13 protein-coding genes and 8 pseudogenes are annotated in these 21,466 nt (G+C 73.8%); 8 read left to right on the top strand and 13 right to left on the bottom strand.

What is annotated here, in order from left to right; translation table 11 throughout:
* Nucleotides 1-7: 7 nt before the first annotated feature.
* The 5 genes from UK82_RS27460 to UK82_RS41725 form a co-directional block, all read right to left on the bottom strand.
* Nucleotides 8-2,041 carry a serine/threonine-protein kinase gene (locus UK82_RS27460; protein WP_055410212.1) on the bottom strand — a complete coding sequence of 678 codons (2,034 nt, stop codon included), beginning with the start codon at nucleotides 2,039-2,041 and terminating at the stop codon, nucleotides 8-10.
* A gap of 208 nt (nucleotides 2,042-2,249) precedes the next feature.
* The gene (locus tag UK82_RS27455) at nucleotides 2,250-3,905 is read right to left on the bottom strand and encodes a serine/threonine-protein kinase (RefSeq protein ID WP_055410209.1); all 1,656 of its coding nucleotides are present in this window, start codon (nucleotides 3,903-3,905) and stop codon (nucleotides 2,250-2,252) included.
* Nucleotides 3,906-3,976: 71 nt separating this feature from the next.
* Entirely contained in the window at nucleotides 3,977-5,140 is a 1,164-nt protein-coding gene (locus UK82_RS27450; RefSeq protein ID WP_044886603.1) for a TAXI family TRAP transporter solute-binding subunit, read from the bottom strand.
* Nucleotides 5,141-7,652: 2,512 nt separating this feature from the next.
* Nucleotides 7,653-8,168, bottom strand: a complete 516-nt coding sequence (locus UK82_RS27440) for a hypothetical protein (protein WP_055410205.1) — start codon at nucleotides 8,166-8,168, stop codon at nucleotides 7,653-7,655.
* Nucleotides 8,165-8,290 carry a hypothetical protein gene (locus tag UK82_RS41725; RefSeq protein ID WP_255346954.1) on the bottom strand — a complete coding sequence of 42 codons (126 nt, stop codon included), beginning with the start codon at nucleotides 8,288-8,290 and terminating at the stop codon, nucleotides 8,165-8,167. The genes UK82_RS27440 and UK82_RS41725 overlap by 4 nt, the downstream gene beginning before the upstream one ends.
* A gap of 260 nt (nucleotides 8,291-8,550) precedes the next feature.
* On the opposite strand from UK82_RS41725, the pseudogene UK82_RS27435 reads away from it, so the two are divergent.
* Nucleotides 8,551-9,606, top strand: a pseudogene (locus tag UK82_RS27435) (thioesterase domain-containing protein); the annotation flags it as partial.
* Nucleotides 9,607-10,008: 402 nt separating this feature from the next.
* On the top strand, nucleotides 10,009-10,923 hold the full coding sequence (locus UK82_RS27430) for a TIGR03854 family LLM class F420-dependent oxidoreductase (RefSeq protein ID WP_044886577.1): 915 nt from the start codon (nucleotides 10,009-10,011) through the stop codon (nucleotides 10,921-10,923).
* 305 nt (nucleotides 10,924-11,228) lie between these two features.
* Here UK82_RS27430 and UK82_RS27425 read toward each other — a convergent pair whose 3' ends face one another.
* Nucleotides 11,229-11,990, bottom strand: a complete 762-nt coding sequence (locus UK82_RS27425; protein WP_044886602.1) for an SDR family NAD(P)-dependent oxidoreductase — start codon at nucleotides 11,988-11,990, stop codon at nucleotides 11,229-11,231.
* Nucleotides 11,991-12,716: 726 nt separating this feature from the next.
* On the opposite strand from UK82_RS27425, the pseudogene UK82_RS40545 reads away from it, so the two are divergent.
* Nucleotides 12,717-12,920: pseudogene (locus tag UK82_RS40545) on the top strand (hypothetical protein); the annotation flags it as partial.
* A gap of 25 nt (nucleotides 12,921-12,945) precedes the next feature.
* Here the strand turns inward: UK82_RS40545 and UK82_RS40540 are convergent.
* The 3 genes and pseudogenes from UK82_RS40540 to UK82_RS40530 all read right to left on the bottom strand — a co-directional run.
* A pseudogene (locus UK82_RS40540) lies at nucleotides 12,946-13,263 on the bottom strand (SDR family oxidoreductase); the annotation flags it as partial.
* A gap of 1 nt (nucleotide 13,264) precedes the next feature.
* Nucleotides 13,265-13,361: pseudogene (locus tag UK82_RS40535) on the bottom strand (oxidoreductase); the annotation flags it as partial.
* Between the two features lies 1 nt (nucleotide 13,362).
* A partial coding sequence (locus UK82_RS40530) for an SDR family NAD(P)-dependent oxidoreductase (protein WP_236706515.1) occupies nucleotides 13,363-13,704 on the bottom strand: 342 nt, incomplete at its 3' end.
* Nucleotides 13,705-14,243: 539 nt separating this feature from the next.
* Here UK82_RS40530 and UK82_RS27410 point away from each other — a divergent pair.
* The 5 genes and pseudogenes from UK82_RS27410 to UK82_RS40515 form a co-directional block, all read left to right on the top strand.
* Nucleotides 14,244-15,338: a phosphatase PAP2 family protein gene (locus UK82_RS27410; RefSeq protein ID WP_083507400.1), complete on the top strand. Its 1,095-nt coding sequence runs from the start codon at nucleotides 14,244-14,246 to the stop codon at nucleotides 15,336-15,338.
* A 64-nt stretch (nucleotides 15,339-15,402) separates the two neighbouring features.
* Complete coding sequence (locus UK82_RS27405; protein ID WP_083507401.1) at nucleotides 15,403-16,878, top strand: NAD(P)/FAD-dependent oxidoreductase; 1,476 nt, start codon at nucleotides 15,403-15,405, stop codon at nucleotides 16,876-16,878.
* An 89-nt stretch (nucleotides 16,879-16,967) separates the two neighbouring features.
* Nucleotides 16,968-18,090 (top strand): annotated as a pseudogene (locus tag UK82_RS40525) (PAS domain S-box protein); the annotation flags it as partial.
* Nucleotide 18,091: 1 nt separating this feature from the next.
* Nucleotides 18,092-18,378 (top strand): annotated as a pseudogene (locus UK82_RS40520) (hybrid sensor histidine kinase/response regulator); the annotation flags it as partial.
* Between the two features lies 1 nt (nucleotide 18,379).
* Nucleotides 18,380-19,004: response regulator (locus UK82_RS40515; protein WP_236706514.1), on the top strand; the 625-nt coding region annotated here is incomplete at its 5' end.
* A 37-nt stretch (nucleotides 19,005-19,041) separates the two neighbouring features.
* Here the strand turns inward: UK82_RS40515 and UK82_RS27395 are convergent.
* The 4 genes and pseudogenes from UK82_RS27395 to UK82_RS40510 form a co-directional block, all read right to left on the bottom strand.
* Nucleotides 19,042-19,773 (bottom strand): hypothetical protein, encoded by a 732-nt coding sequence (locus UK82_RS27395; protein WP_044886573.1) that lies wholly within the window; start codon nucleotides 19,771-19,773, stop codon nucleotides 19,042-19,044.
* Nucleotides 19,770-20,204, bottom strand: a complete 435-nt coding sequence (locus UK82_RS27390; protein ID WP_055410197.1) for a response regulator — start codon at nucleotides 20,202-20,204, stop codon at nucleotides 19,770-19,772. Before UK82_RS27390 ends, UK82_RS27395 begins: the two co-directional genes overlap by 4 nt.
* 183 nt (nucleotides 20,205-20,387) lie before the next feature.
* Nucleotides 20,388-21,294: pseudogene (locus UK82_RS27385) on the bottom strand (PfkB family carbohydrate kinase); the annotation flags it as partial.
* Nucleotide 21,295: 1 nt separating this feature from the next.
* Nucleotides 21,296-21,398: pseudogene (locus UK82_RS40510) on the bottom strand (ribokinase); the annotation flags it as partial.
* Nucleotides 21,399-21,466 lie beyond the last annotated feature (68 nt).

The raw sequence follows: 21,466 nt of genomic DNA, 5'->3' as shown, positions 1-21,466 counted from the left end.
GTGGCGGTCAGACCTCGCGGTGACTGACCGCCGCGCCGATCACGGCCCGGTCCTCGGCGATCGTGATCGGCGTGTAGACGACCGTGCCGATCGCCTGCCGGTCGACGAGGCGTCCGCGGCGGCTTTCTCCGACCAAGCGGGCCCGGCCCTCCAGCGAGCCCACGCCGACCTCGTGGTCGGCTGGTCCGAACGGGCCGGTTCCGGCCAGTCCGGCCTGCTCGGGAGCCTCCGTCGCGTAGATCCGGACGATGGCGCCGGGCACGGTCGTCCACCCCAGCACGGTCCCGCCGAGCGTGGCGCGCGCCTCCAGGTCCAGCACCGGCCGCGGGCGGGCGACGACCCGGACCACCACTTCAGCCACCCCGGAGGGGGCCAGCGCATCCGAGCCGTCCGGCCCGGCCGCCCAGACCCGGTAGCGGTAGATCGCGCCGGGCGCGGTGTCCTCGTCGAGGAAGTAGCCGCCGGCGCCGCGGAAGCGGCGCTTCGCCCCCGACAGCGGCGAGGTCTCGGCGAACGTCCGCTCGATCATCACCTCGTCGCGTTCCGGCATGGGCCGCCAGGACAGCGCGACCGCGTCATTGGTCATGCTGGCCCGCAGCGCGGTGACCGGCGGCAGCAGCGTGCGGGTCGGCGTGCGGACCGGCGTCGAGCGCAGTCGGCCCGAGGCGCCGCCGACCATCGCGACCACCTCGTGCCAGTGCGGGACGCCTCTGGGTGCCCCGGCGTCGAACAGCTCGGTGCCGGTGGTGATGCCCAGGCTGCGTTCGCGGCGGCCGTTGGGCGCGGACGGGTCCGCCAGTACCCGTGACACCCGGTAGCACGCCCCCGGGGTGACCGACGGCGCCCAGCGCAGCAGCACCGCGCCGTCCTGCTCCACCGCGGTGAGCTCCGCCGGTGCCGCCGGGCGATCCGCCATCGCCGGCTCGGCACCGGGGGTGGCATCCGGTGGCTCGGGGAACCGCGTCGGCGGCAGGTCGGGGGGCGGCTGGTGGCTGGTGCGGCCCGCCACCCGCGTCGCCTCGTCGCAGTCGTCGAGACCGCCGCCCGGCCCGCCCGCGCTGGTGGGGTTCGCGGCGCGGAGCGAGCCGGGAGCCGCGGAGACCTCCGGCAGCGAACCGGTGAACCGGCCCGGCGCGTCGCCGTTCCCGCCGGGCGGCACGGAATACCGCAGGTGCCAGGACAGGGCGTCCCCGCCGCTCACCCCGGGCTGCGGCCAGGAGCGGGCGGCCTGCTCGAGCAGTTCCCGGGCCCGGGCCGGAGTCGGCCGCTGGGCGGGGTCCTTCGCCAGCAGGCCGTCGAGCACCGGGCCGAGGGCGCCGGCCCGCCGAGTCGGGGCGGGCGGGTGAAGCAGGATGGCGGCCAGCATCGCGCCGAAGCTGTCCCGCTCGAACGGCGGGTGCCCCTCCACGGCGTAGTACAGCGTGCCCCCGAGGCTGAACAGGTCCGCCTCGAAGGTCGCCGGCCGGTTGTCGAGCCGTTCCGGGGCCATGTAAAGGGGGGTTCCCAGCACGCCGGTGACCGTGAGCGTTGGATCGCCGTCGCCGGTGGCGATGCCGAAGTCGGTGAGCACGACCCGGCCGTCCGTCCCGATCAGCACGTTGGACGGCTTGACGTCGCGGTGGACGATGCCGTGATCGCGGGCGGCGACGAGCGCGTCGAGCATCGCGATCCCGATCCGGGCGACCTCGGCGGTGGGCAACGGGCCGTCGTCGCGCACGACCTCGAACAGGGACCGGGACGGCACGAGCTCCATCACGATCCAGGGCAGGCCGTGTTCGAGGACGACATCGAGGATCGTGACGACGTGGGGGTGGCCGCGCAGCTTGGCGGCGTGCCGCGCCTCGCGCAACGCCCGCTCGACCCGGTCCGCCCGCTCGGCGCCCGCGACGCCGCCAGCGAACTCGATCTCCTTGAGCGCCGCCTCGGTTTCCAGGACGGAATCGAAGGCGCGCCAGACTGTCCCCATCGCACCCGCACCCAGACGCGCGACGAGTCGGTATCGGCCCGCCACCACGCGGTTGCCTACCGGAACGGCAGCCACGACACCCCCTTGGCTTCGTTCATTGTCGCAGGCCAGCTTCCCAGGTGAACCGAAATATCACGACCGGCGCCGGACCGCCGCCTTGCGCCGATCGGCATGCCCATGCTGATCTGCGTCTTCATCGTGTCGCCATGGTGTTGGTCACCCGCGGCGCGGTCGCCGCCGGCGGCGACCGTCCCCAGCGCCCGTCCCGGCCGGTCGCCGCCGGTCAGGGCGCCGGGCGCAGCAGGGAGCGCCCGGCGTCGTCGGTGTCCTGCCCCGACGCCCTCGGGTCCTGCCCCGACGCCCTCGGGTCGGGCGCCGGACCCGCGGCGGCAGGGTTTGCGGCCACCCCCGGCCGGGCGCCGGTGGTGGCCGGCCGGGGCGGCAGCATGGCGAACGCGCCGGCCGCAGCCACGACCAGGGCAACCGCTACGGACAGCAGCACCCGGCCGGGCTCGTCGACATCCAGGGCTCGGGCCAGCAGCACCCCACCGCCGGACCCGGCGACGGCGGCCAGGACCGTGACCGCGGCACCGATCGCCCGGTTGCTCAGGAACAGCATCTGGGCGCAGATCGCCCCGGTAACGGTGGCCGCCGCGGGGCCGAAGACCGCGTGGCCCGCCCGGGCGGTACCCGCCGCCCAGATCCCGAACGCGCCGACGAGCCCGCCGGCGGCGAGCAGCGCGACCAGCATCCCGCTCGGCACGGCCGGCAGCCGGACCACCGTGGGCGCGGCCGGCCGGACGGGAAGATCACCGCCCGCCTGGTTGGCGGCGGGGGATCGGACGGGGGCCGGCGAGGGGGCCGGTGGTGGCAACGGGATGGGTGGCGGCGGGGTGGGTGGCGGCGGGGTGGGTGGTGGGGTTGGCGGCGGCCCGGGTTGCGCCAACCGGGTCTCGTCGTGATCCGCGCCGCGGTCCTCGGCGCCTCGCGGGCCGGGTGTCGGGGGGCCGGGCGTCGGCGAGTCGGGCGTCCGGGGATCGGGCGTCGGCGGGTCGGGCGTCGGCGGAGTGGTCGGCGAGGGAGTGGTCGGCGAGGGAGTGGTCGGCGTTCCGTGGTCGGCGGTCGCGGGCCGGGAGAGCCGGCGGGTGAGCAACCGGACGAGCTCGCCGGCCGGGGGGCGCTGCGCGGGATCCTTCGCCAGGCAGCGGGATACCGCGTCGAGCAACCGATCGGGGGTGCCGTCGAGATCCGGGTCGGCCGCCCCGATCCGCAGCGCGACGATCTCCTGGGTCTCGCCGCGGAACGGGCGACGCCCGGTCGCGGCGAACACCACGCAGCAGGCCCACGCGAAGATGTCCGCGGCGGGGCTCGCGGTCTGCCCGTCGAGCTGCTCGGGGGACATCCACGCGATCGTGCCGACCAGCTCGCCGGCCTGGGTGTAGCCGGTGTACTCGGCCGAGCGGGCGACACCGAAGTCGATGACCTTCGGTCCGGCCCAGGACATGACGATGTTCGCCGGTTTCAGGTCGCGGTGCACCACCCCGGCGTCGTGGATGGCCTCCAGGGCGGCAGCGAGCCCGATCGTGAGGTTGTCGAGATGCCGGTCGACGAGCGGGCCGTGCTCCAGCACGGCGGCGTGCAGCGTCGGGCCCGGCACGTACTCCGTCGCCAGCCAGGGACGCGAGCCCTCCACCTCGGCGTTGATCACCCTGGCGACGGTGCTGGCCTGGACGTGCCGCGCGGCCGTGACCTCCGAGCGGAACCGCGCGCGGAACTCCGGATCGCTGGCGTACGCCTCGTGCGGCACCTTCACCGCGACCGGCCGATCCTCGTCCGCGAACCCGAGGTAGACGACGCCCATGCCGCCGGCGCCGATGCGGTTGTGCAGGCGGTACGGCCCCATCATCCGGGGGTCGGTGTCGGTCAGTGGTCTCAGCACGGTGTGTCCTCTAGCCCCAGTCTCCGGCGGTCCCGCCTTCGGGCACCATGCTTTTGCGGGTTCCGGTCACGTCAGGTCGTCCCGCAGCTCGGTACCCGCCGGAATTCCCTAAGGTAGTATTCCGCGGCTGCCGGATGCAGCGGTATATAGCAGAAAAGTGGCCCTTCGTAAATGGACAGGGCATCCGGGATACGCCGGTGCGTGGGGTTGGTGCCCCAGAGCGCCGCCTCGTAGTCGCCCTGGTCCCGGTACAGCTCGGCGGTCGCCCGGCGGACCAGCGCCGGGTCGGTGTCGGTGCGGGCGATCAGGCCGTTGGGAATCGTGACGGTCTGGATCTGGCGGATCCCCGCGTAGTCCGTGGGGCCCAGGCTGCCGGCGCCGAACACCTCGCCGGCGTAGAAGTGCTGCCGGTTGCCGTAGAACGTGTTCCAGTCCTTCGTGATCGGGGCCCGGAACTCGGAAAGATCGAGCAGGCGCAGCCGGGCACCGGCGGCGATGGCGGTCCTGATCTGTCGGGTGCCCGCGCCGCCGGCCCAGATGACCGCGTCCACCGTGCCCCCCGACAGCCGCCGCAGTGCGTCGTCGATGGACGAGTCGTCGAGGTCGGGGTGGCAGTCGGGCAACCCGACCCGCAGCAGGACGTCGCCGATCTGGCGGACGCCCGAGCCCGGCCGGCCCGCCGCGATGGTCCGGTGGCACAGGTCGGCCAGTTGGTCGACCCGCCGGTCGTCGGGGCCGAGCGGGCGGTCCCGGACGATCACGTGCAGCAGGTCCCGGTGCACCGGCCCCAGGGTGCGCAGGCCCGCCACCGGGTGACCGCCGCGGGTCGGGTCGAACTGGTTCACCCCCTCGGTGGCGTCCACGGTGGTGTTGAGCTGGGCGATGGCCAGCCCGCAGCGGGGCGGCTCGGGGGATTCCAGGTCGTAGATGTTTTCCGTCGAACCGGCCGTCTCCACCACGTCCACGTCGAAGTGTTCCGGCGCCGCCGCCAGCCGGGCACGGAGCACCCGGGCAAACTGGTTGTACGGGGAACCGACGCTGCCGGTGAAGATCTGCACGGATCTGCATGCAGAGTGGCCGGCGGGCGGCCAGCTGTCCACCGCCGAGGAACGCGCGGATGTCGCGGCGAGGACGGCGGCGACGGCGACGGCGAGCACGACGACGCTGCCCGCGGCGCCGCGTTGGCGTCGGGTCAGCCGTTCCGGCCGATGGCCCGCCGGTTGCTCCGTCGACACCACGCGTCCTCCGCTCTGGACTGTTGGCCGCCGACAACCGTGGTCGCGGAATGCGGAAATCGTAGAGGAATCGTCGTCGCAGGTTCCCGGCCGGGCGGCGCGATTGTCCGTCCTTCGGTCAGCTTCTCGCCAAAACCTTCCGGGCGGCGATTCTTCCCGGCGGCTCGGCTTGTCCGCTGGGCGACATCGGCGCGGTCGACATCGGCGCGGGTGGCGTCGTGGCGGGTGGCCTCGGTGCGGGGCGCCGGTGCGGGTGGTGCCCGCGGCAGGTCACCCCGCGGGCAACCACAGGTCGACCCCGCCGACGTGCCGTGGCGGGTGGCCGACGAGGCTGCCCAGCAGCGCACGCAGCTCGGCCGGCTGGCGGGCCGGTCCCAGCACGACCGCGTCCGGGGACAGCCGCTCGTACGCATCGCGGACCTGGGGCGATCCGGAGACGGCCGCCGCCGTCGTCGTGCCGTTGTCGATGTCGATGAGGGCGGAGGTCAGGGCGTCGCCGGGGCCGTGGAACGAGGCCCGGCCGGTCGGCCCCGGCACGGTGCAGTAGCAGCCGGGCATGACGAAGCGGAAGTCCGCCTCGGCCTGCCACAGCATCGCCTGCGCCTGCTGGGGATGCGGGTAGGGGACGACGAGGGCGGTGGCGTCCGCCGGTATCTGCCGCACCCCGTCGCCGGTGAAGAACGCGGGAGTATGGGCCGGCGTGGTGAGCAACGGGGCGGGCACGAGCGTGGCCAGCGCCCCGGCGGTCACCAGGGCGGTGCCCGATCGGGCGAGCCGGACGCGCCATCCAGCCGCCCTCCCGGCCTGCCCCGCCTTCTCGGCCGGCCTCGATCCGCCGGCCTGCCCCAGCCGGCCGGCCGCCTGATGCCGACCGCGACCGGCGATGGGGCTGTACAGGTCCGGGAACGTGCCGTCCACCGGCGGGACACCCGCCGCGTCGGTGGCGCGCCGGCCCCGCTCGGCCATCTGGTCCAGGCCGACGGCCGTCAGGGCGGCCGCGCACATCATCACGTACAGCGCGAACCGTGAGGGCAGGGCGTTGTGGAGCACGGGCACCCGTTCGAGCACCAGCCAGGGCAGCGGGATCGCCGTGGCGCGGCCATCGACGTGCAGGTGATCGCCCAGCGAGAGGACCGCCATCACCAGACCGACGGGGGCGAGGACGCCGACGAGCGGGTGGCGGCGCGCGCGGACCGCCGCGGCCAGCGCCAGCAGGATCAGGGGAATCCCCAGGTAGCCGCCCACCTCGACGGCGTTGCCGGTGAAGCGCAGGCTGTGCCGCAGGGCGAGGTCCGGGGCGATCTCCTGCAGCGGCGTCGGCGTGACGAAGCTCCACAGGTCGGTCACGGCGATGCCGGACGGTTGGATCGAGCCATGGACCCGCTGCCCGCCGAAGAACTGCACGCCCAGTGGCCAGGCGAGCAGGGCGGCGGCCACCAGCGCGGCCGTCGCGAGACCGCGCAGCACGGGGCCCAGCCGCTCGCGGGCCACCGCACGGTTGCGGACGGTGAGGACCACGAGCCCGACCGCCGCCGTCAGCGCCGAGGTCGCGAGGATCTCCTCGCCGATGAGGGCCTGGGCGGCCGCCGCGAGCCCCAGCAGGATCCCCGTGCGCCGCGGGCTGCGGCCGCGGACGACCAGGTCGTCAAGCAGCAGCAGCACCAGCGGCGGGAACGGGGCGAACGCCAGGNGCAGGTGGCCGTAGGAGCTGCCGATCAGGTACGGCCCGAAACCGTAGAGCAGGCCGGCGAGGGCGGCGGGGCCGTCGCGGACCCAGCGGCGCAGCACCCAGAACAGGGCGAGGCCGCTGACCACGGGGGCGAGCGTGAGCAGCACCGTCAGCGTGGTCACGGGACCGCCGAGCAGGGTGATCGGCGCCGCGAGCAGGCCGAGCAGCAGCACCGGCGTGCTCCAGAGGATGTTCGCGCCGGCGGGGGAGTTGATGCGGTGGGTCAGGAACGGGTCGAGCCCGCTGCCGAACGCATGCGGCGTCCAACCGAGGAACCACGAGAACAGGTAGGCGTCATTGCCGCCGTAGGTGACCTCCCCGAGATGTCGCCAACTCGCGCGGAAGATCCAGACGGACAGGATCAGGTAGCCGAGCGCCACCGCGAGCGGCACCAGCCGCCCCCGGTCGCGGGCGTCCGCCGTGGAGAGTTGCCGCTGCCCGGCGGGCGTGACCATCGGATACGCGCCGGCAGCCGCGGTCCGCGGGCTGCTGGTCTTCGGAGCTCCCCTTCGCGGGGTTCCGGTACTGCTGATCTCGGAGCTGGTCACGACGGTCCCCCCCTCGCGTGCCCCGCGGCCCGACGTGCTGCCCGCACTCGTCGGGATGCGTGACGTTGCCGACGATATCCGCCCCGGCTACCTCCATTAGGAGCAAAACGCACTGGATTAGGTGCGCAGTGTGACCGGCGTTGGTGGGAGTGGTCCCGCAGGAGATACCCGTTCCTGGGAGCGTCCCGACCGGCTGGCGGCACATCGGCCGCGGTGGCGCGTTATTTGGCCGGATTCATCCGGCGATTCGATCGATGCCCGTCGCCTCGGGCCCGGATGGCGCCCACTCGGCGACGAGGGCGGAAAAAGTGCGATATCTCGCGATGGCGTAGCCGGTGGACACGACGCCGTGGCGGTCGAGCACGGCGACGGGATAGCCGCGTTCCGCGCGGTAACCCCGCTCGCCGATGATGATCCGCCCGCCCAACCGGACCACGCCGACCACGCAGGGCAGCGCGGTCCAACGAGGCCGGCGCGCCGCGGCGAGGATCTCCGGGGTGCGCCAGGCGTACAGGCCGCACAGGCAGTGCTCGTCCGGCACCCGGTGCTCGTCCGGCACCCGGTCGTGCCCCGGCCAAGGCTCGCTGGCGGTGGTTGAGTCGAGCCGCTTCGTTCGCAGACAGCGCGCCTGCGTGATGCCGTCGGCCCGCCACAGCAGCATGCCCGGAGGGAACGGCGACCACGGCGTCCAGGCCGGGCGTAGCTGCCCCTGGCCGTCCACCGCCCACTGGCGCCAGCCGAGCAGGCTCACCCGGGCACCGGCTCCGGTTCTGGTTCCGGCGCGGGGGCGGCCGGGACGGCCGGGATCGTCAACGGCTCGGCATCAGGGAAGCTGATCGGCTCGTCCTCGACGATCCGTTCGGGTTTGCCCACATCACCCACGTCTCCACGGTGAACGCCGAGGCCCGCTGGCGTCAATGGCAACTCGGGACCGGGCGGCCCGCCGCACCGCGGCGCGGGGGCCGGCCTGACCGCCCGGGACCGGGTCGCCTGCTGGTCGCGGGGGTCGCGGAGGCCGGTCGCGCACGGTGGCGCGGCGCAGGGAACGCCGCCGCACCGGACGGCACCGACGGGTGTGTCGGGCTAGTCCGGCATTGGTGTTCAATGTGGCCTTCGCATAGTCCTGTGGGGTGATGTCGTTGCTGGGCACGTCCGCGGCCGATCGGCTGCCCGATTCCTCGTCACCGAGTCCGGACCGCGCCGATGTCGGCACGGCGCTCGTGGACGTCCCGGCTTCCGAGGTCGTCCCGGCTTCTGGGGACGTCCCGGCGTCCGCACGGTCCACCGGCCCCGTCCCGGCCGCCGACCCGGCGGGGGACGGCCCGTACGAGATGGCCGCGACGCTGCTGTGGGCCCGCGTGCTCGGGGTCGCCGCCACCGGCCCGCACGAGGACGTCGTGGGCACCCCGGGCGGGGAGGCGGCCGCGGGCGAGCTCGCGGCGATCCTGCGCGACGAGTTCGGGGTGGCGCTGGACGTGTCGGAGATCGTGGCGGCCCGTACGCCGGCCGGGTTCGCCGCCGTCTGGGCCGCCCAGCAGGGCGAGGCGGACCGCCATCCCACCGTGGTGTCACTGACCGCCGCCGCGCCCGGCACCCCGCTGTTCTGCTTCCCCGAGGCCGGCGCACCCGCCATCGCCCTGCTGCCGTTCGCCCGGCACTTCGCCGCCGAACGCCGCGTTTACGGCCTGCAGGCGCACGCTCTCGAACAGCGCGGCATCCCGGACTGGTCGGTGGCGGCCGCGGCCCGCCGGCATGTGGCCGAGCTCCGGCTGCTGCAGCCGGTCGGCCCGTATCTGCTGGTGGGGCACTCGTTCGGCGGCCTGATCGCGCTCGAGGTCGCCCGGCTGCTGCGGCGGGCGGGCCACGAGGTCGGCCTGCTGGCGTTGATCGACACCTACCTGCCGGGCACCGCCCGGCTGACCCGCACCGGCGCGATCATCCCGACAAGCCAGTTGGAGGGCCGGCATCCGGACCGGCAGGCCGACATCCCGAGCTCGGCCGGCCCCGGGCCGCTCGCCGCCGACGACGGCCCCGCGCTGAGCCCGCGGGTGGTGGCCGACCGGCTGCGGCAGCTCGTCGAGCTCCCGCTCGCCGGGGTCGTCCGCTTCCGCGGGACGCACCGCTACGACATCTTCCACAACCAGGGCCGCATCCTCACGATGGCCTACCGCCCGCATACCTACGAGGGGNGCACGGTCGTCTGGCTCGCCGACGACCACGACGAGATCGAGGCCTGGCGCGGGGTACTCACCGGTCCCGCATCGATCCGACGCATCCTCGGGGACCACCGGGCGGTCCTGCGCCAGCCCCTGATCACCGAGGTGGTCGCCGGTCTGCGCGCGGATCTCGCCGCCGTGCCGGGCATCGACACCGCCGCTCGCTGAGCGCCTGCTGCCCGACACGAAGCGTGCGGGCAGCGGGACCGTGACCGCTCGGTGCCGCCGGGCGCCCATCGTCGGGCGGACTCGGGGCCCGCGCAGTGCCCGCGGCGGTGACCCGCGCCCGCAAAGGTGACCCACGTCGCTCGTTCAGCGCCCACTATGGGGCGAGGGCTCGGGCGTCGACGGATCCCGGGCCGGGATGGAGAACCGATGAAGGTCCGGATCGGCATTGGCTTCGGCAGCGTCGCGCCGGCCGGGTTCGCGGCCCTGGTGGACCGGCTCGAGAAGCTCGAGATCGACTCGCTGTGGCTGTCCGAGCAGCTCTCCACGCCCGCCGTGGACCCGCTCGCCGGGATGGCCTTCGCCCTGGGCCGCACCAGCCGGCTGAAGATCGGTACCGGGGTGGCGGTGCTGCCGGGTCGCAATCCGGTGCTGCTCGCCAAGCAGCTGGCGTCGCTGGCGCTGCTCGCCCCGCGTCGGGTGCTGCCGGTGCTCGGCCTCGCCCCGGGCCGGCCGGCCGACCGGCCCGCCTACCCGCTTCCCCCGGGGCGGACCGGGGCCCAGGCCGCGCCGACGGCGGGCCGCCGAGGCGAGGTGTTCGACGAGGCCCTGGATGTCCTGCGCCGGCTGCTGCGCGAGCCGCGGGTGACCTTCCACGGCGAGTTCTTCGACTTCACCGACGTCGGTATCGGGGAGCTGCCCACCCGACCGCTGGACATCTGGCTCGGCGGCGCGGCCCCGGCCGCCCTGCGTCGGATCGGCCGCTTCGGCGACGGCTGGCTGGCGAGCATGGTCAGCCCCGAGCAGGCGGCGGCCGGCATCGCCGAGATCAACGCGGCCGCTGCGGCGGCCGGCCGGCGGATCGACGACGACCACTTCGGGCTGAGCCTGCGCGTCGCCTTCGCGCCGCCGGCCGCCGACTCGCTGGCGGCGCTGCGGGGGCGCTACCCCGATGTCGATCCGGCGCGGCTCATGCCGGTCGGGTGGGCCGCGGCGCGAGAGCTGATCGGCGAGTACCTCGCCGCCGGGGTGAGCAAGTTCGTCGTCCACCCGATGACGACGCCGGACGGCTGGCCGAGCTTCCTCGATTCCTTCGCGGCCGAACTGATGCCACTTGAGAACTGACGCCATCCGGAACCGCGACGCCATCCGGAACCGCGACGCCATCCGGAACCGCGACGCCATCCGGAACCGCGACGCCATCCGGAACCGCGACGCCATCCGGAAAACGCGACTCAGTCCGGAGAACGGACTCCGTGTCAAGAACGCGAGGCCGTCCGGGATGACGATGACCCGGAGAACCTTGCCTACGGACGATCCGGGCTTGCCGGACAACCCGGACGGCTCCTGGCCCGGTTGGCGGTTACCGATCCGGACTCCGATCGGCGGTACACGGATGGTTTGACGGACGCGCTCCTCGCCGCGGCGCATCACGTGATGCTGAAACCGCCGTCCACCACGAGCGTCTGCCCGGTGACAAAACTGCCGGCGTCCGAGGCCAGGAAGAGCAGCGCGGCGGTCAGTTCCGCCGGCTCCCCGAAGCGACCGTCCAGGACCCGCGTCAACTGCGTCTCGACGTAGCCGGGCTGGTACTCGTCCGTCATCTCGCTGCGGAAGAAGCCGGGGGCGAGCGCATTCACCCGGATGCCCTGGCGGCCGGTCCACTGCTGGGCCAGATCCCGGGTGAGCCCAAACAGCCCGGCCTTGCTGGCCGTGTAGGCGGCCTGCGGCAGCCCGGCGGTCGTCAGGCCCAGCACGCTGGAGATGTTGACGATGCTGCTGCCCGGCCGCATCACTCGGGCGGCGGCCTGCGCCATCCAGTAGCAGCCGCTGAGGTTGACGTCCAGGACGGAGCGGAACTGTTCGGGCGTCTCCTTCAGGGCCGGCACGGCCGTCCCGATCCCGGCGTTGTTGACCAGGACGTCCACCCGGCCGAAGGCCTCCATCGCAGCCGCCGTGATCCGCTCGGCGCTGGCCGGGTCGGCCACGTCGGCGGCGACGGCGAGGGCCCGCCGGCCGGCCGCCTCCACCAGCTTCGCGGTGTCCTCGAGCCGCTCGACCCGCCGGGCGCCGAGGACCACGTCCGCGCCGGCCTCGGCGAGGCCGCGGGCAAAGTCCACCCCGAGACCGGAGGACGCCCCGGTGACGATCGCGACCCGACCGTCCAGCCGGAACCGGTCCAACACCGACATCTGCTGCTCCTTCGCGCCGAGGGTGCCACCGTCGTGCCGGCGGCGGTCGTCACGCGACCCGTGGGCCGCCGGTGCGGACCCGCCGCGAACCGCCGGCGGACCCGGTCTCGCCATGGTGGAAGCGTCGCAGGTGAGGCCCATCGACGCGCCGGGAGTACCGGAGGTGATCGCCTGCGTCTCCTGGGTCACGGCCGGTCGGTTCGGCCCACTGGTGGGAGCACTCCAGGGCCCATCGGTACCGCCAAGGTCTTCCCCTTTCCGGTCTCGCCCGCCACAATCAACCGGGAACGGTGAGCGGCTGACGGGCGGTGCGGATCCGGCATCTGGCGGTATTACCCCGCCGGGGCTGCCGGCATCGCGCCCAAACGCGATCCGGAACAGATGATCTGCGGGTAGAGGGGGTACTGACGATGAGTCGGTTACCCCTACATCGCAGGCCGTGAAGCGAGACAATCCCGTTCACACCGACAGTCGATCGACGACGCTGGGGAAAGCCTCGCGGGAGGAAACGTGGAACGGGCAGAGCGAACGGAAGTCACTCCCCGGGTTCGGACCGAACGTCATGTGGTGGTCGGCGTTCGCTTCGGGGATGTGTCGGATATGGCTGATGTATTGCTGGCCGCTGACCTCGCCGCGCGGCTCGACGCCCATCTCGTGCTCATCGCGACGATGGATCGCTGGTCCCGCTGGGCAAGGTGGACCGCGGGGGTGTACTGCGCCTTCGGNGTCGAGACGGTCATGTGCGCCGCTCGGATCGCCGAGGAGGAGACCCGCGAGGAGCTCGAACGCCGGCTGCGTTCGCTGCTCGACCTCGTCGGCGTCGACTGGAGCGTCCAATGGGCCACCGGCTCCCCCCGCCGGGCCGCCGTGCGTTACACCCGCCGCCACCCCGACGCGATGGTGATCCTGCGCCCCGAGCGCGCCCGCTGAGCCCACCACGGTGCCGGCGGCCCGGTCACCGTCCACCGCTCACGTCCAGCACGGCCCCGGTCACGTAGGACGCCTGCGCCGTGCAGAGCCAGGCCACCGCGGCCGCCACCTCCTCGGCCCGGCCCGGCCGGCCCAGTGGCACGGTCGCGCCCAGCCGCCGCGCCCGATCCGGATCCCCGCCCGAGGCGTGGATCTCGGTGTCGATGTATCCCGGGCGAACGCCGTTCACCCTGATGCCCTCCGTGGCGACCTCCTGGGCGAGCCCCAGCGTCATCGTGTCGAGGGCTCCCTTGCTCGCCGCGTAGTCGACGTACGTCCCCGGGCTGCCGAGTCGCGCGGCCGCNGAGGAGACGTTCACGATCGAGCCGCCCGGCCCGCCGTGGCGCGTCGACATCCGGCGCACCGCGGCCCCCGCGCACAGGAAGGCGGCGGTGACGTTGANGGTGAACATCATGTGCAGCCGCGCGTGGTCCATCTCGTCGATCCTGGCCGCGGGGGCGACCACCCCCGCGTTGTTGACCAGAACCGTCACCGGGCCGAGCCGGTCCGCGGCGGCGAACAGGTCGGTGACGGCGGTGGGGTGCGCGAGGTCGGCGGCGGCCGCCGCGGCGGTGACGCCGAGCTCCCGGCACGCCCGCACCACCCGGTCGGCGGCGGCGGAGTCGCTCCGGTAGCCCACGCAGACGTCCCAGCCGAGCCGGGCGAGCGCGACCGAGCAGGCCGCGCCGATCCCACGGCCACCACCCGTGACGACTGCCACTCCGCGGGTACGCGGCTCCGACATAACCATCACTCCTCGTGCTTGTCGAATGACTTACAGGCTCCAGGCTCCAGGCCCCAGGCCGCCTGCGCGCCGCCCGGCGAAGCGGTGGGGATGTCCGAAGTGTCGTGGTCCGGTAGTCCCCCCGGCGGCCAGAGGAGCTACCACTACTGTGGCCGAGCGTTGAACATCCGACGCTGACAGTGTCAAATCGCGGTGGAGCCGTCACAGTGCCTCCCTCCGATGCGTCCCTCAGGTGCGTCGGTGTCGTGACGCGACCGTCTCTGTCGTGGCTCGACCGTTCATGTGGCGGATGTCTGACAGCGCATATCGCGTGGCGTGACGGCGGTTCGGAGGAGCACAGTCGTCATCGACACGGTGACCGGTGGGCTCGCGTCGGCTGATGGTCTGCTCGTAGGTCCAGGGCATACCAGGCGGTTCGCGATGGTTGTCGGTCTCGTGCGGGTGGCGGGACCGGTGCGGCCGGGGTTGGGCCCACCATCCACCGCGGATCGATCGGCGTGGCGCGTCGTGGTGGCCGCGAGACGTTGGGAGGAACACCGATGAGCTGGGCCCCATCCACGGACTCGGCCGATGGCCGCCGCGCGGCGGTGAGCTCGCCCCTGGTCCGGCACGGACTGGGGACGCTGGGCTGCCCGCTGCCGCGAACCTCCAGCGCGCCGCCCGATCAGCTTGGCGGGATCGGCCCGGGCGCCGCCCCGTCGGCGGGGTCGCTCGCCCGGGCGCGCCGGGTGGCCGGGGCGGTGGCGTACGCCGTCAGCCAGCTCCTGCTCATCGCCGTGCTCTACGGGACATACAGCTTCAGCCGCCACCTGGCCAGCGGCCGGGAACCGGCGGCGCTGGCCGCCGCGAAGGACGTCTGGCGGCTCGAACGATTCCTGCACCTGCCCAGCGAGGTCGCCGTCCAGCGGCTGGCGCTGCACTCGCACCTGCTGATCCGGGCCGCGGACTGGTTCTACATCCTCGTCCACTTCCCGTCGGTCATCATGCTATTGCTGTGGGTGTTCATCCGGCATCGTCGGCACTGGACGCGCATCCGCAACGTTCTGATCATGACCACGGGCCTGGCGCTGATCATCCATCTGTTGTACCCGTTGGCGCCGCCCCGCTTCCTGCCGTCGGTGCTGCACGTGCCGCTCGTCGACACCGGCGCGGTCTACGGCCCCTCTCCCTACGGGGAGGGCAGCGGCGGGATCGCCAACGAGTACGCGGCGATGCCAAGCCTGCACGTCGGGTGGTCGTTGCTCGAGGCCTGGGCGGTCATCACGATCCTGCACCACCGCGCCCGGTGGCTGATGGTGCTGCACCCGATCCTCACCATCATGGTCGTGGTCGTCACCGCCAACCACTACTGGCTCGACGGCATCGTGGGCTCCTCGCTGGTGGTGCTCTCGATCGTCGTGCTCGACCAGGCCAACCGCAGGTGGGCCCGGCGCGGGCTGAACCGGCACGAGACACCCCTGCGGATCCCGGCACCGGCACCGGGATCGGACGTGCCGGCGTCGACCGTGCCGGCATCGACCGTGATGGCATCGGACGTGCCGCCGAACCAGCCGGCATCGTCGCCGGAGGCGGGGGCTGTGCCGGTGGCTGTGCCGGTACCGCGTCCGGAGTCCGGCGGCGGGATAGGGCCGTAGCCAGGGGTACGTAGAGCGGCGGGAGCAACCGCGATCGCGGGCGCACGGACACGGGGTGGTGGCCATGCAGACGGCCGATGTGGCGATCGTGGGAGCGGGGCTCGCCGGGCTTTCGGCCGCCACGCTGCTCGCCGACCAGGGTCTCGGCGTGGTGGTCTGGGAGGCGGCCGACGATGTCGGCGGGCGCGTCCGCACCGACGAGGTGGACGGGTTCCGCCTGGACCGCGGCTTTCAGGTGCTGCTGCCCTCCTACCCCGAGGTCCGGCGTCAGATCGACCTGCCGGCGCTGCGCCCGCGGCCGTTCCTGCGCGGGCTGGTGCTGCGTGACGGCGTCCGGTCGGTGGTGCTCGGCGATCCGATCGGCGGCGCGGACGCGCTCGCGGGCCTGATCCCGGGCCGGGCACTGCGGGCTGCGGACCTGGCCCGGCTGGCGGCCCTCACGGCGCGCGACCGCCTGCGGCCGCCGTCGACGCTGGTCGCGGGACCCGAGCGCAGCACCCGAGAGGATCTGCGGGCCCGCGGTCTGTCCGCCCACGCGATCGACGGGGTGCTCGCGCCGCTGCTGCGCGGCATCTTCCTGGAGGAGGATCTCGCGACCTCGGCCCGGTTCTTCCACCTCGTCTGGCGCAGCTTCGCCAGCCAGGCGCCGGTGCTGCCGGCCGAGGGCATGGCTGCGCTGCCCCGCCAGCTCGTGGCCCGGCTGCGGCCGGGTACGGTGCGGCTGAACTGCCCCGCCGACATCGTCACCCGCGGCGGAGTGCGTTCCCGCGACGGGGAGTCGCTGCGGGCCAGGGCGGTGATCGTCGCCACCGACGGCACCACCGCCGCCCGGCTGGTGCCGGGGATCGCCGAACCGGCCTGGCACGGCGTGACCACCTACTACTTCCGGGCGGACGAACCGCCGCTGCGCCGCGGCGCGCTCGTCGTCGAGGGGGCCGTCGACGCCCGGCGCCCGGCGCGCTCGTCCCGGACCGGACCGGTGATCAACACGGTGGTTCTCAGTGAGGTGGCGCCCTCGTACGCGCCGCCGGGGTCCGCGCTGATCGCCGCCTCGGTGCTGGGCGTGCCCGAGGACGCCCCGGCCGCCGCGGTGCCGCCCGGTCCACTCGACCTCACCGACCCGTTGCGGGCGACGGGTCCGCTCGACCTGACCGACCCGAGCGCGGCGGCCGCGCCGGCCGCGGCGCCGTCCGGCAGCGAACGGGCCGTGCGTGCCCACCTCGGTGCCCTCTACGGCGCCGACACCGCCGGGTGGACGCTGCTGGCCACCTACCCGGTGGCGCGGGCGCTGCCCGACATGACCAGCCCGCGCGTGCTGCGCCGGCCGGTGCGCACCCCGTCCGGCGTCTACGTGTGCGGCGACCATCGGGACACCAGCTCGATCCAGGGCGCCCTGTACTCCGGCCGGCGCGCCGCCGAGGCCGTCCTGGCCGATCTCGGCGTCGCCCGTCCCGACCCCTCCGCGGACAGCGCCAGCAGATGGACCGAGGCCAGCGACGCCGACGCGGGCGTCTACGCCGCCGTCGCCCGGAAACGATGACGGCCGGCCCTCGGCCGCTCCCCCTCACCAAAGCGGTCTAGCTGCACCTTTGGTGTAAACCGGCCCGAGGTCTACCCGCGTGGGTGATGATGAAATCCGGCGTCGGCGCTACGATCTGTCCGTCTGTAGCACGATGTTCACCCCGTGGGGTGGTTCACCTGGATGAGAACACGAGTTCCCTGGCCCGCGGCCTGCTGGACGCCGCGCCGGACGCGATCGTGGGCGTCCGGGCGGATGGCCGGATCGCGCTGGTCAACGCCCAGGCCGAGCGCCTGTTCGGCTACACCCGAGAGGAACTGCACGGCGAGCCCGTCGAGATCCTGATCCCCGAGTCCGGCCGCCGCCTCCACCCGCACCACCGCGATTCCTACCTGCACGACCCGCAGCCGCGGCCGATGGGCGCGGGGATGGAGCTCGCCGGCCGTCGCCGCGACGGCAGCGAGTTCCCGGCGGAGATCTCCCTGTCGGCCATCGAGAGCGAGGACGGGCTCCTCATCACGGCAGCGGTCCGGGACGTCACCGACCGCAAACGGACGGAGGCCAAGTTTCGCGGCCTGCTGGACTCGGCGCCGGACGCCATCGTCGCCGTCCTGTCCGACGGCCGGATCGCGCTGGTCAACGCCCAGGCCGAGCGCCTGTTCGGCTACAGCCGCGACGAGCTGCACGGCCAGTCGGTGGAGATCCTCGTGCCGGAGGCCGGCCGGAGTCGCCATCCGCAGCACCGCGAACGCTACTTCCACGATCCGCGGCCGCGGCCGATGGGCGCCCAGATGCAGCTCGCCGCCCGCCGCCGCGACGGCAGTGAGTTCCCGGCGGAGATCTCGCTGTCCGCCCTGGAGACCGAGGACGGCCTGCTCGTCTCGGCGGCGATCCGGGACGTGACCGACCGGCTGGAGGCGCAGGCGGAGCGGGAACGCCTGCGCGCGCAGGCCGAACGCAAGCGGATCGAGGCCCAGCTCCATCAGTCGCAGCGGCTGGAGAGCCTCGGCCAGCTCGCCGGCGGCGTCGCGCACGATTTCAACAACCTGCTTGGTGTGATCATCAACTACACCGCCTTCGTCGGCGAGGTGGTGGCGACGGCGGCCGAACGCGACGGCGGCCAGTGGGAGGCGGCCCGCCGCGACATCGAACAGGTCCAGCGGGCCGCCGAACGGGCCACTCAGCTCACCCACCAGCTCCTCGCCTTCGGCCGCCGGGAGGTCGTCCAACCGCNGGTGCTCAACCTCAACGACGTCGTGTGGGACATCGAGGAGATGCTGCGGCGCACCCTCGGTGAACACGTCGAGCTGATCACCCTGCCGGCCGCCGATCCCTGGCCGGTCTTCGCCGACGCCGGTCAGCTCGAACAGGTGCTGGTCAACCTGGCCGTCAACGCGCGCGACGCGATGCCCGGCGGCGGCAAGCTCACGATCGACACCTCGAACATCCTCGTCCACGAGGACATCGCCGGCGACCGGCCCGGCCTGAAGGCCGGCCGGCACGTCAACCTGCGCATCAGCGNCAGCGGCAGCGGCATGGCCCCGGAGACGGTCAGCCGCGCCTTCGAACCGTTCTTCACCACCAAGCGCAAGGGGGAGGGCTCCGGCCTCGGCCTGGCCACCGTGTACGGCATCATCACCCAGGCCGGCGGCCACGCGGAGATCTTCTCCGACGTGGGCCTGGGGACCACGGTGAGCATTCTGCTGCCGGCGGTGGACAGCATCGCCGCGACTCCCGAACCGATCTTCGACGGGGTCATCCTCACCGGCGGCGAGACCATTCTCGTCGTCGAGGACGAGCGGGCGATGCGCGAGGTCACCCGGCGTCTGCTGGCCCGCAACGGCTACCAGGTCATCACCGCCGCCGACGGGCACCGCGCCGTCGAACTCGCCGTGAGTCACCCCACCGAGATCCATCTGCTGCTGACCGACGTCGTCATGCCGCAGGTCCTCGGCCGGACCGTGGCCACGCTCGTCCGCCGGCACCGGCCGGGCATCCGCGTGCTGTTCATGTCCGGGTACGCCTACCCGGTGCTGGCGCACAACGGGACCCTCGATCCGGGACTGACGCTGCTGGGCAAACCGTTCTCCGAGCAGATGCTGCTGGCGAAGGTGCGGGACGTCCTCGACAACCCGGTCGAGAACTGATCGAGGCGGGGCTGGGTGCCGAAGCTGGGTGCCGAAGCTAGGTGCTGGGGCGGTCGAGGCGGAGCGCGGCGCTCCAGCCGCCGTTGGCGGGGTCGTGGCGCAGCTCGACGCCGAGCAGGTCGGCGACCGGGCGCAGCCGTGCGGCCCGCGCCGCGTCCGCGGGCGGCTCGTACCCGCCCGGCCGGACCCGCAGCCGCAGGTCGACCGCGGCCGGCGCGGAGCGCACCGCGAGCCAGGCATGCTCGCCGGTCCCCACCGGGTCGCTCGCCATCAGCAGCAACTGCGCGGCGGCCAGCACCACCGAGATCTCCGCGCGGGTGGGCGGGTGGTCGTCGACCTGGAGATCGGTGTCCAGGCGGTGGACGAGCAGACCGGCGATCCGCAGGGCGAACCCCGCCGCAAGGGACCGGCGCGCGTCGTAGCCGAGGCGGAAGGCGCCCGGCGGTAGCTGTAACGCGCTCGTCGTGGACCGCAGATGGTGCTCGATCCCGGCGACGCGGTCCGCGAGGTCGCCGGCCAGCCGCCGCCGGACGCTGGCCAGTTCGAGCAGGACGGCGGTGAATTCCTGCATAGGGCCGTCGTGCAGTCGTTCGGCCAGCGCCCGGTGCCCGCGCTCCTGCAGGGCGACCATCAGGTGGAGCAGGTCGAGCGCCGGTGCGGGCGGGGAGCCGTCCGGTCCCGGCGGGCGGGGGACGGGGCAGGGCGGGGTCCGCGCCGGAGCGGTCTGCGTCGCGGTCGCCGGTTCGTCGCCGTTGGTCTGTGCCGTCACCCGCCGTCGGCTCCGTGTTCCTGGTCGGCTCCGCGTGCCCGGTCGGCTCCGCGTGCCCGGTCGGCTCCGTGTGCCCGGTCCGCTGGGAGGACCTCGCGAACTGCGGCGATCAGCTCGTCGGCGGTGAACGGTTTGGTCACCACCGGCAGACCAGCCGGCACCGGATCCAGCCCGGCGGCACCCGTCAGGACCAGGCAGCGCGCCGTGACGGCCGGGTCGATCCGGCGCAGCTCGTCGATGAGATCCGCGCCCGAGCGGCCACCGAGCCGCAGATCGATGAGCAGCACGTCGTGGGCGGCGGCGTCGAGCAGCAACGCCTCCTCGACGGAGCCCGCGGCACTCACCCGGAACCCCTCCGCGCACAGGATCCGGCCCAGCAGCGCGCGCAGCATCTCGTTGTCATCGACGACGAGCGCCGTCGGAGCGTCCATTTCCCCACCAGCCTCAGCCGCCGCATCCGCCCAGCACACGTCCCCTCCGCCGCAACGGTACCGGTAACCGGTCGGGCACCAGGGGCTCCCGCCGACTCTCGCCGGCAGTGGGGCCGGCCGGCTGCGCCGTAGCCGCGGCCGCGGGCGGCGGGTGAGCCGCATCACCCCTGCACCGGCCGGTCCTTATGGGCCGCCGCCGGTCAACAGGTCGTCGAGCTCCGCCCAGGTCGGCATCGCGGGGCCGGCGCCCGGACGCTGCACGGCGATGGTGGCGGCGAGGTTGGCGTGGAACAGGGCGGTGGCGGCGGGCAGACCACCGGCGAGGCCGGCGCCGAACGCCCCGCAGAAGCAGTCGTCGGCCCCGGCTGTGTCGACGACCGGGACGCGCCGCGCGGCGAGGGTGACGACCGTCCCGGCGATCCGCGCGCACACCCCGGCGCCGCCGAGGGTGACGACGATGTTGTCGTTCGGTCCGGCGCCGTCGGCGAGCAGGCCGCGCACCTCGACCAGGGCCCGCGGTCCGGGCAACGAGCCGACGCCGACGGCGGCCGGGACCAGGCCCGCGAACTCGTGCTCGTTGACCAGGACCACGTCGGCGGCGGCGAGCAGGTCGGCCTCGGTGACCAGGTCGGCCTCGGTGACCAGGTCGGCCTCGGTGACCAGGTCGGCCTCGGTGACCAGGTCGGCCTCGGTGACCAGGTTGGCTGCGGGGGGCCGGTGCGGGGCCGCGTTCAGCAGTGTTCGGGCGCCCGCGGCGCGGGCGCGGTCGAGTGCGGCCGCATTCACCGACGCGGGGATCTCGTTCTGCAACAGCACCACGTCACCCGGGCCTAGCCGCAGCGCATCCAGGCCGCGCGCCGACACGGTGGCGTTGGCGCCCGGCACGATGACGATCACACTCTCGCCGGTCTCGTCGACCGTCGTCACGGCCGTGCCGCTGGGCCCGGCGACGACCGCCAGCGGGGTGACGTCGACCGCCTCGCCGCGCAGGAACTCCCGCAGCGCCGAGCCGAAACCGTCGGAGCCGACAGCGCCCACCATGACCGTCTCGGCGCCCAGCCGGCGGGCCGCCACGGCCTGGTTGGCGCCCNTGCCGCCGGGGGACAGCGTCACGGAGCTCCCGATCACCGTCTCGCCCGGCCCGGGGATGCGATCCGCGCGGGCCGTCACGTCCATGCTGGTCGAGCCGACCACCACGACCCGTCCCACCGCGCGCCTCCCGCGACCTGGTCACCGGCGTGCCGCCTGGATGTCGCCGACGG

Source organism: Frankia sp. ACN1ag (assembly GCF_001414035.1).
GTDB lineage: Bacteria > Actinomycetota > Actinomycetes > Frankiales > Frankiaceae > Frankia > Frankia torreyi.
Note: the sequence above shows the minus strand (reverse complement) of the source record. Positions and strands in the feature narration are given on the sequence as shown.

Bases quoted from the DNA above. Each gene is read 5' to 3' on its own strand.
- UK82_RS27405 (WP_083507401.1), top strand. From the start codon at position 15,403: ATGCAGACGGCCGATGTGGCGATCGTGGGAGCGGGGCTCGCCGGGCTT.
- UK82_RS27425 (WP_044886602.1), bottom strand. From the start codon at position 11,990: ATGTCGGTGTTGGACCGGTTCCGGCTGGACGGTCGGGTCGCGATCGTC.
- UK82_RS27430 (WP_044886577.1), top strand. From the start codon at position 10,009: ATGAAGGTCCGGATCGGCATTGGCTTCGGCAGCGTCGCGCCGGCCGGG.
- UK82_RS27390 (WP_055410197.1), bottom strand. From the start codon at position 20,204: ATGGACGCTCCGACGGCGCTCGTCGTCGATGACAACGAGATGCTGCGC.
- UK82_RS27410 (WP_083507400.1), top strand. From the start codon at position 14,244: ATGAGCTGGGCCCCATCCACGGACTCGGCCGATGGCCGCCGCGCGGCG.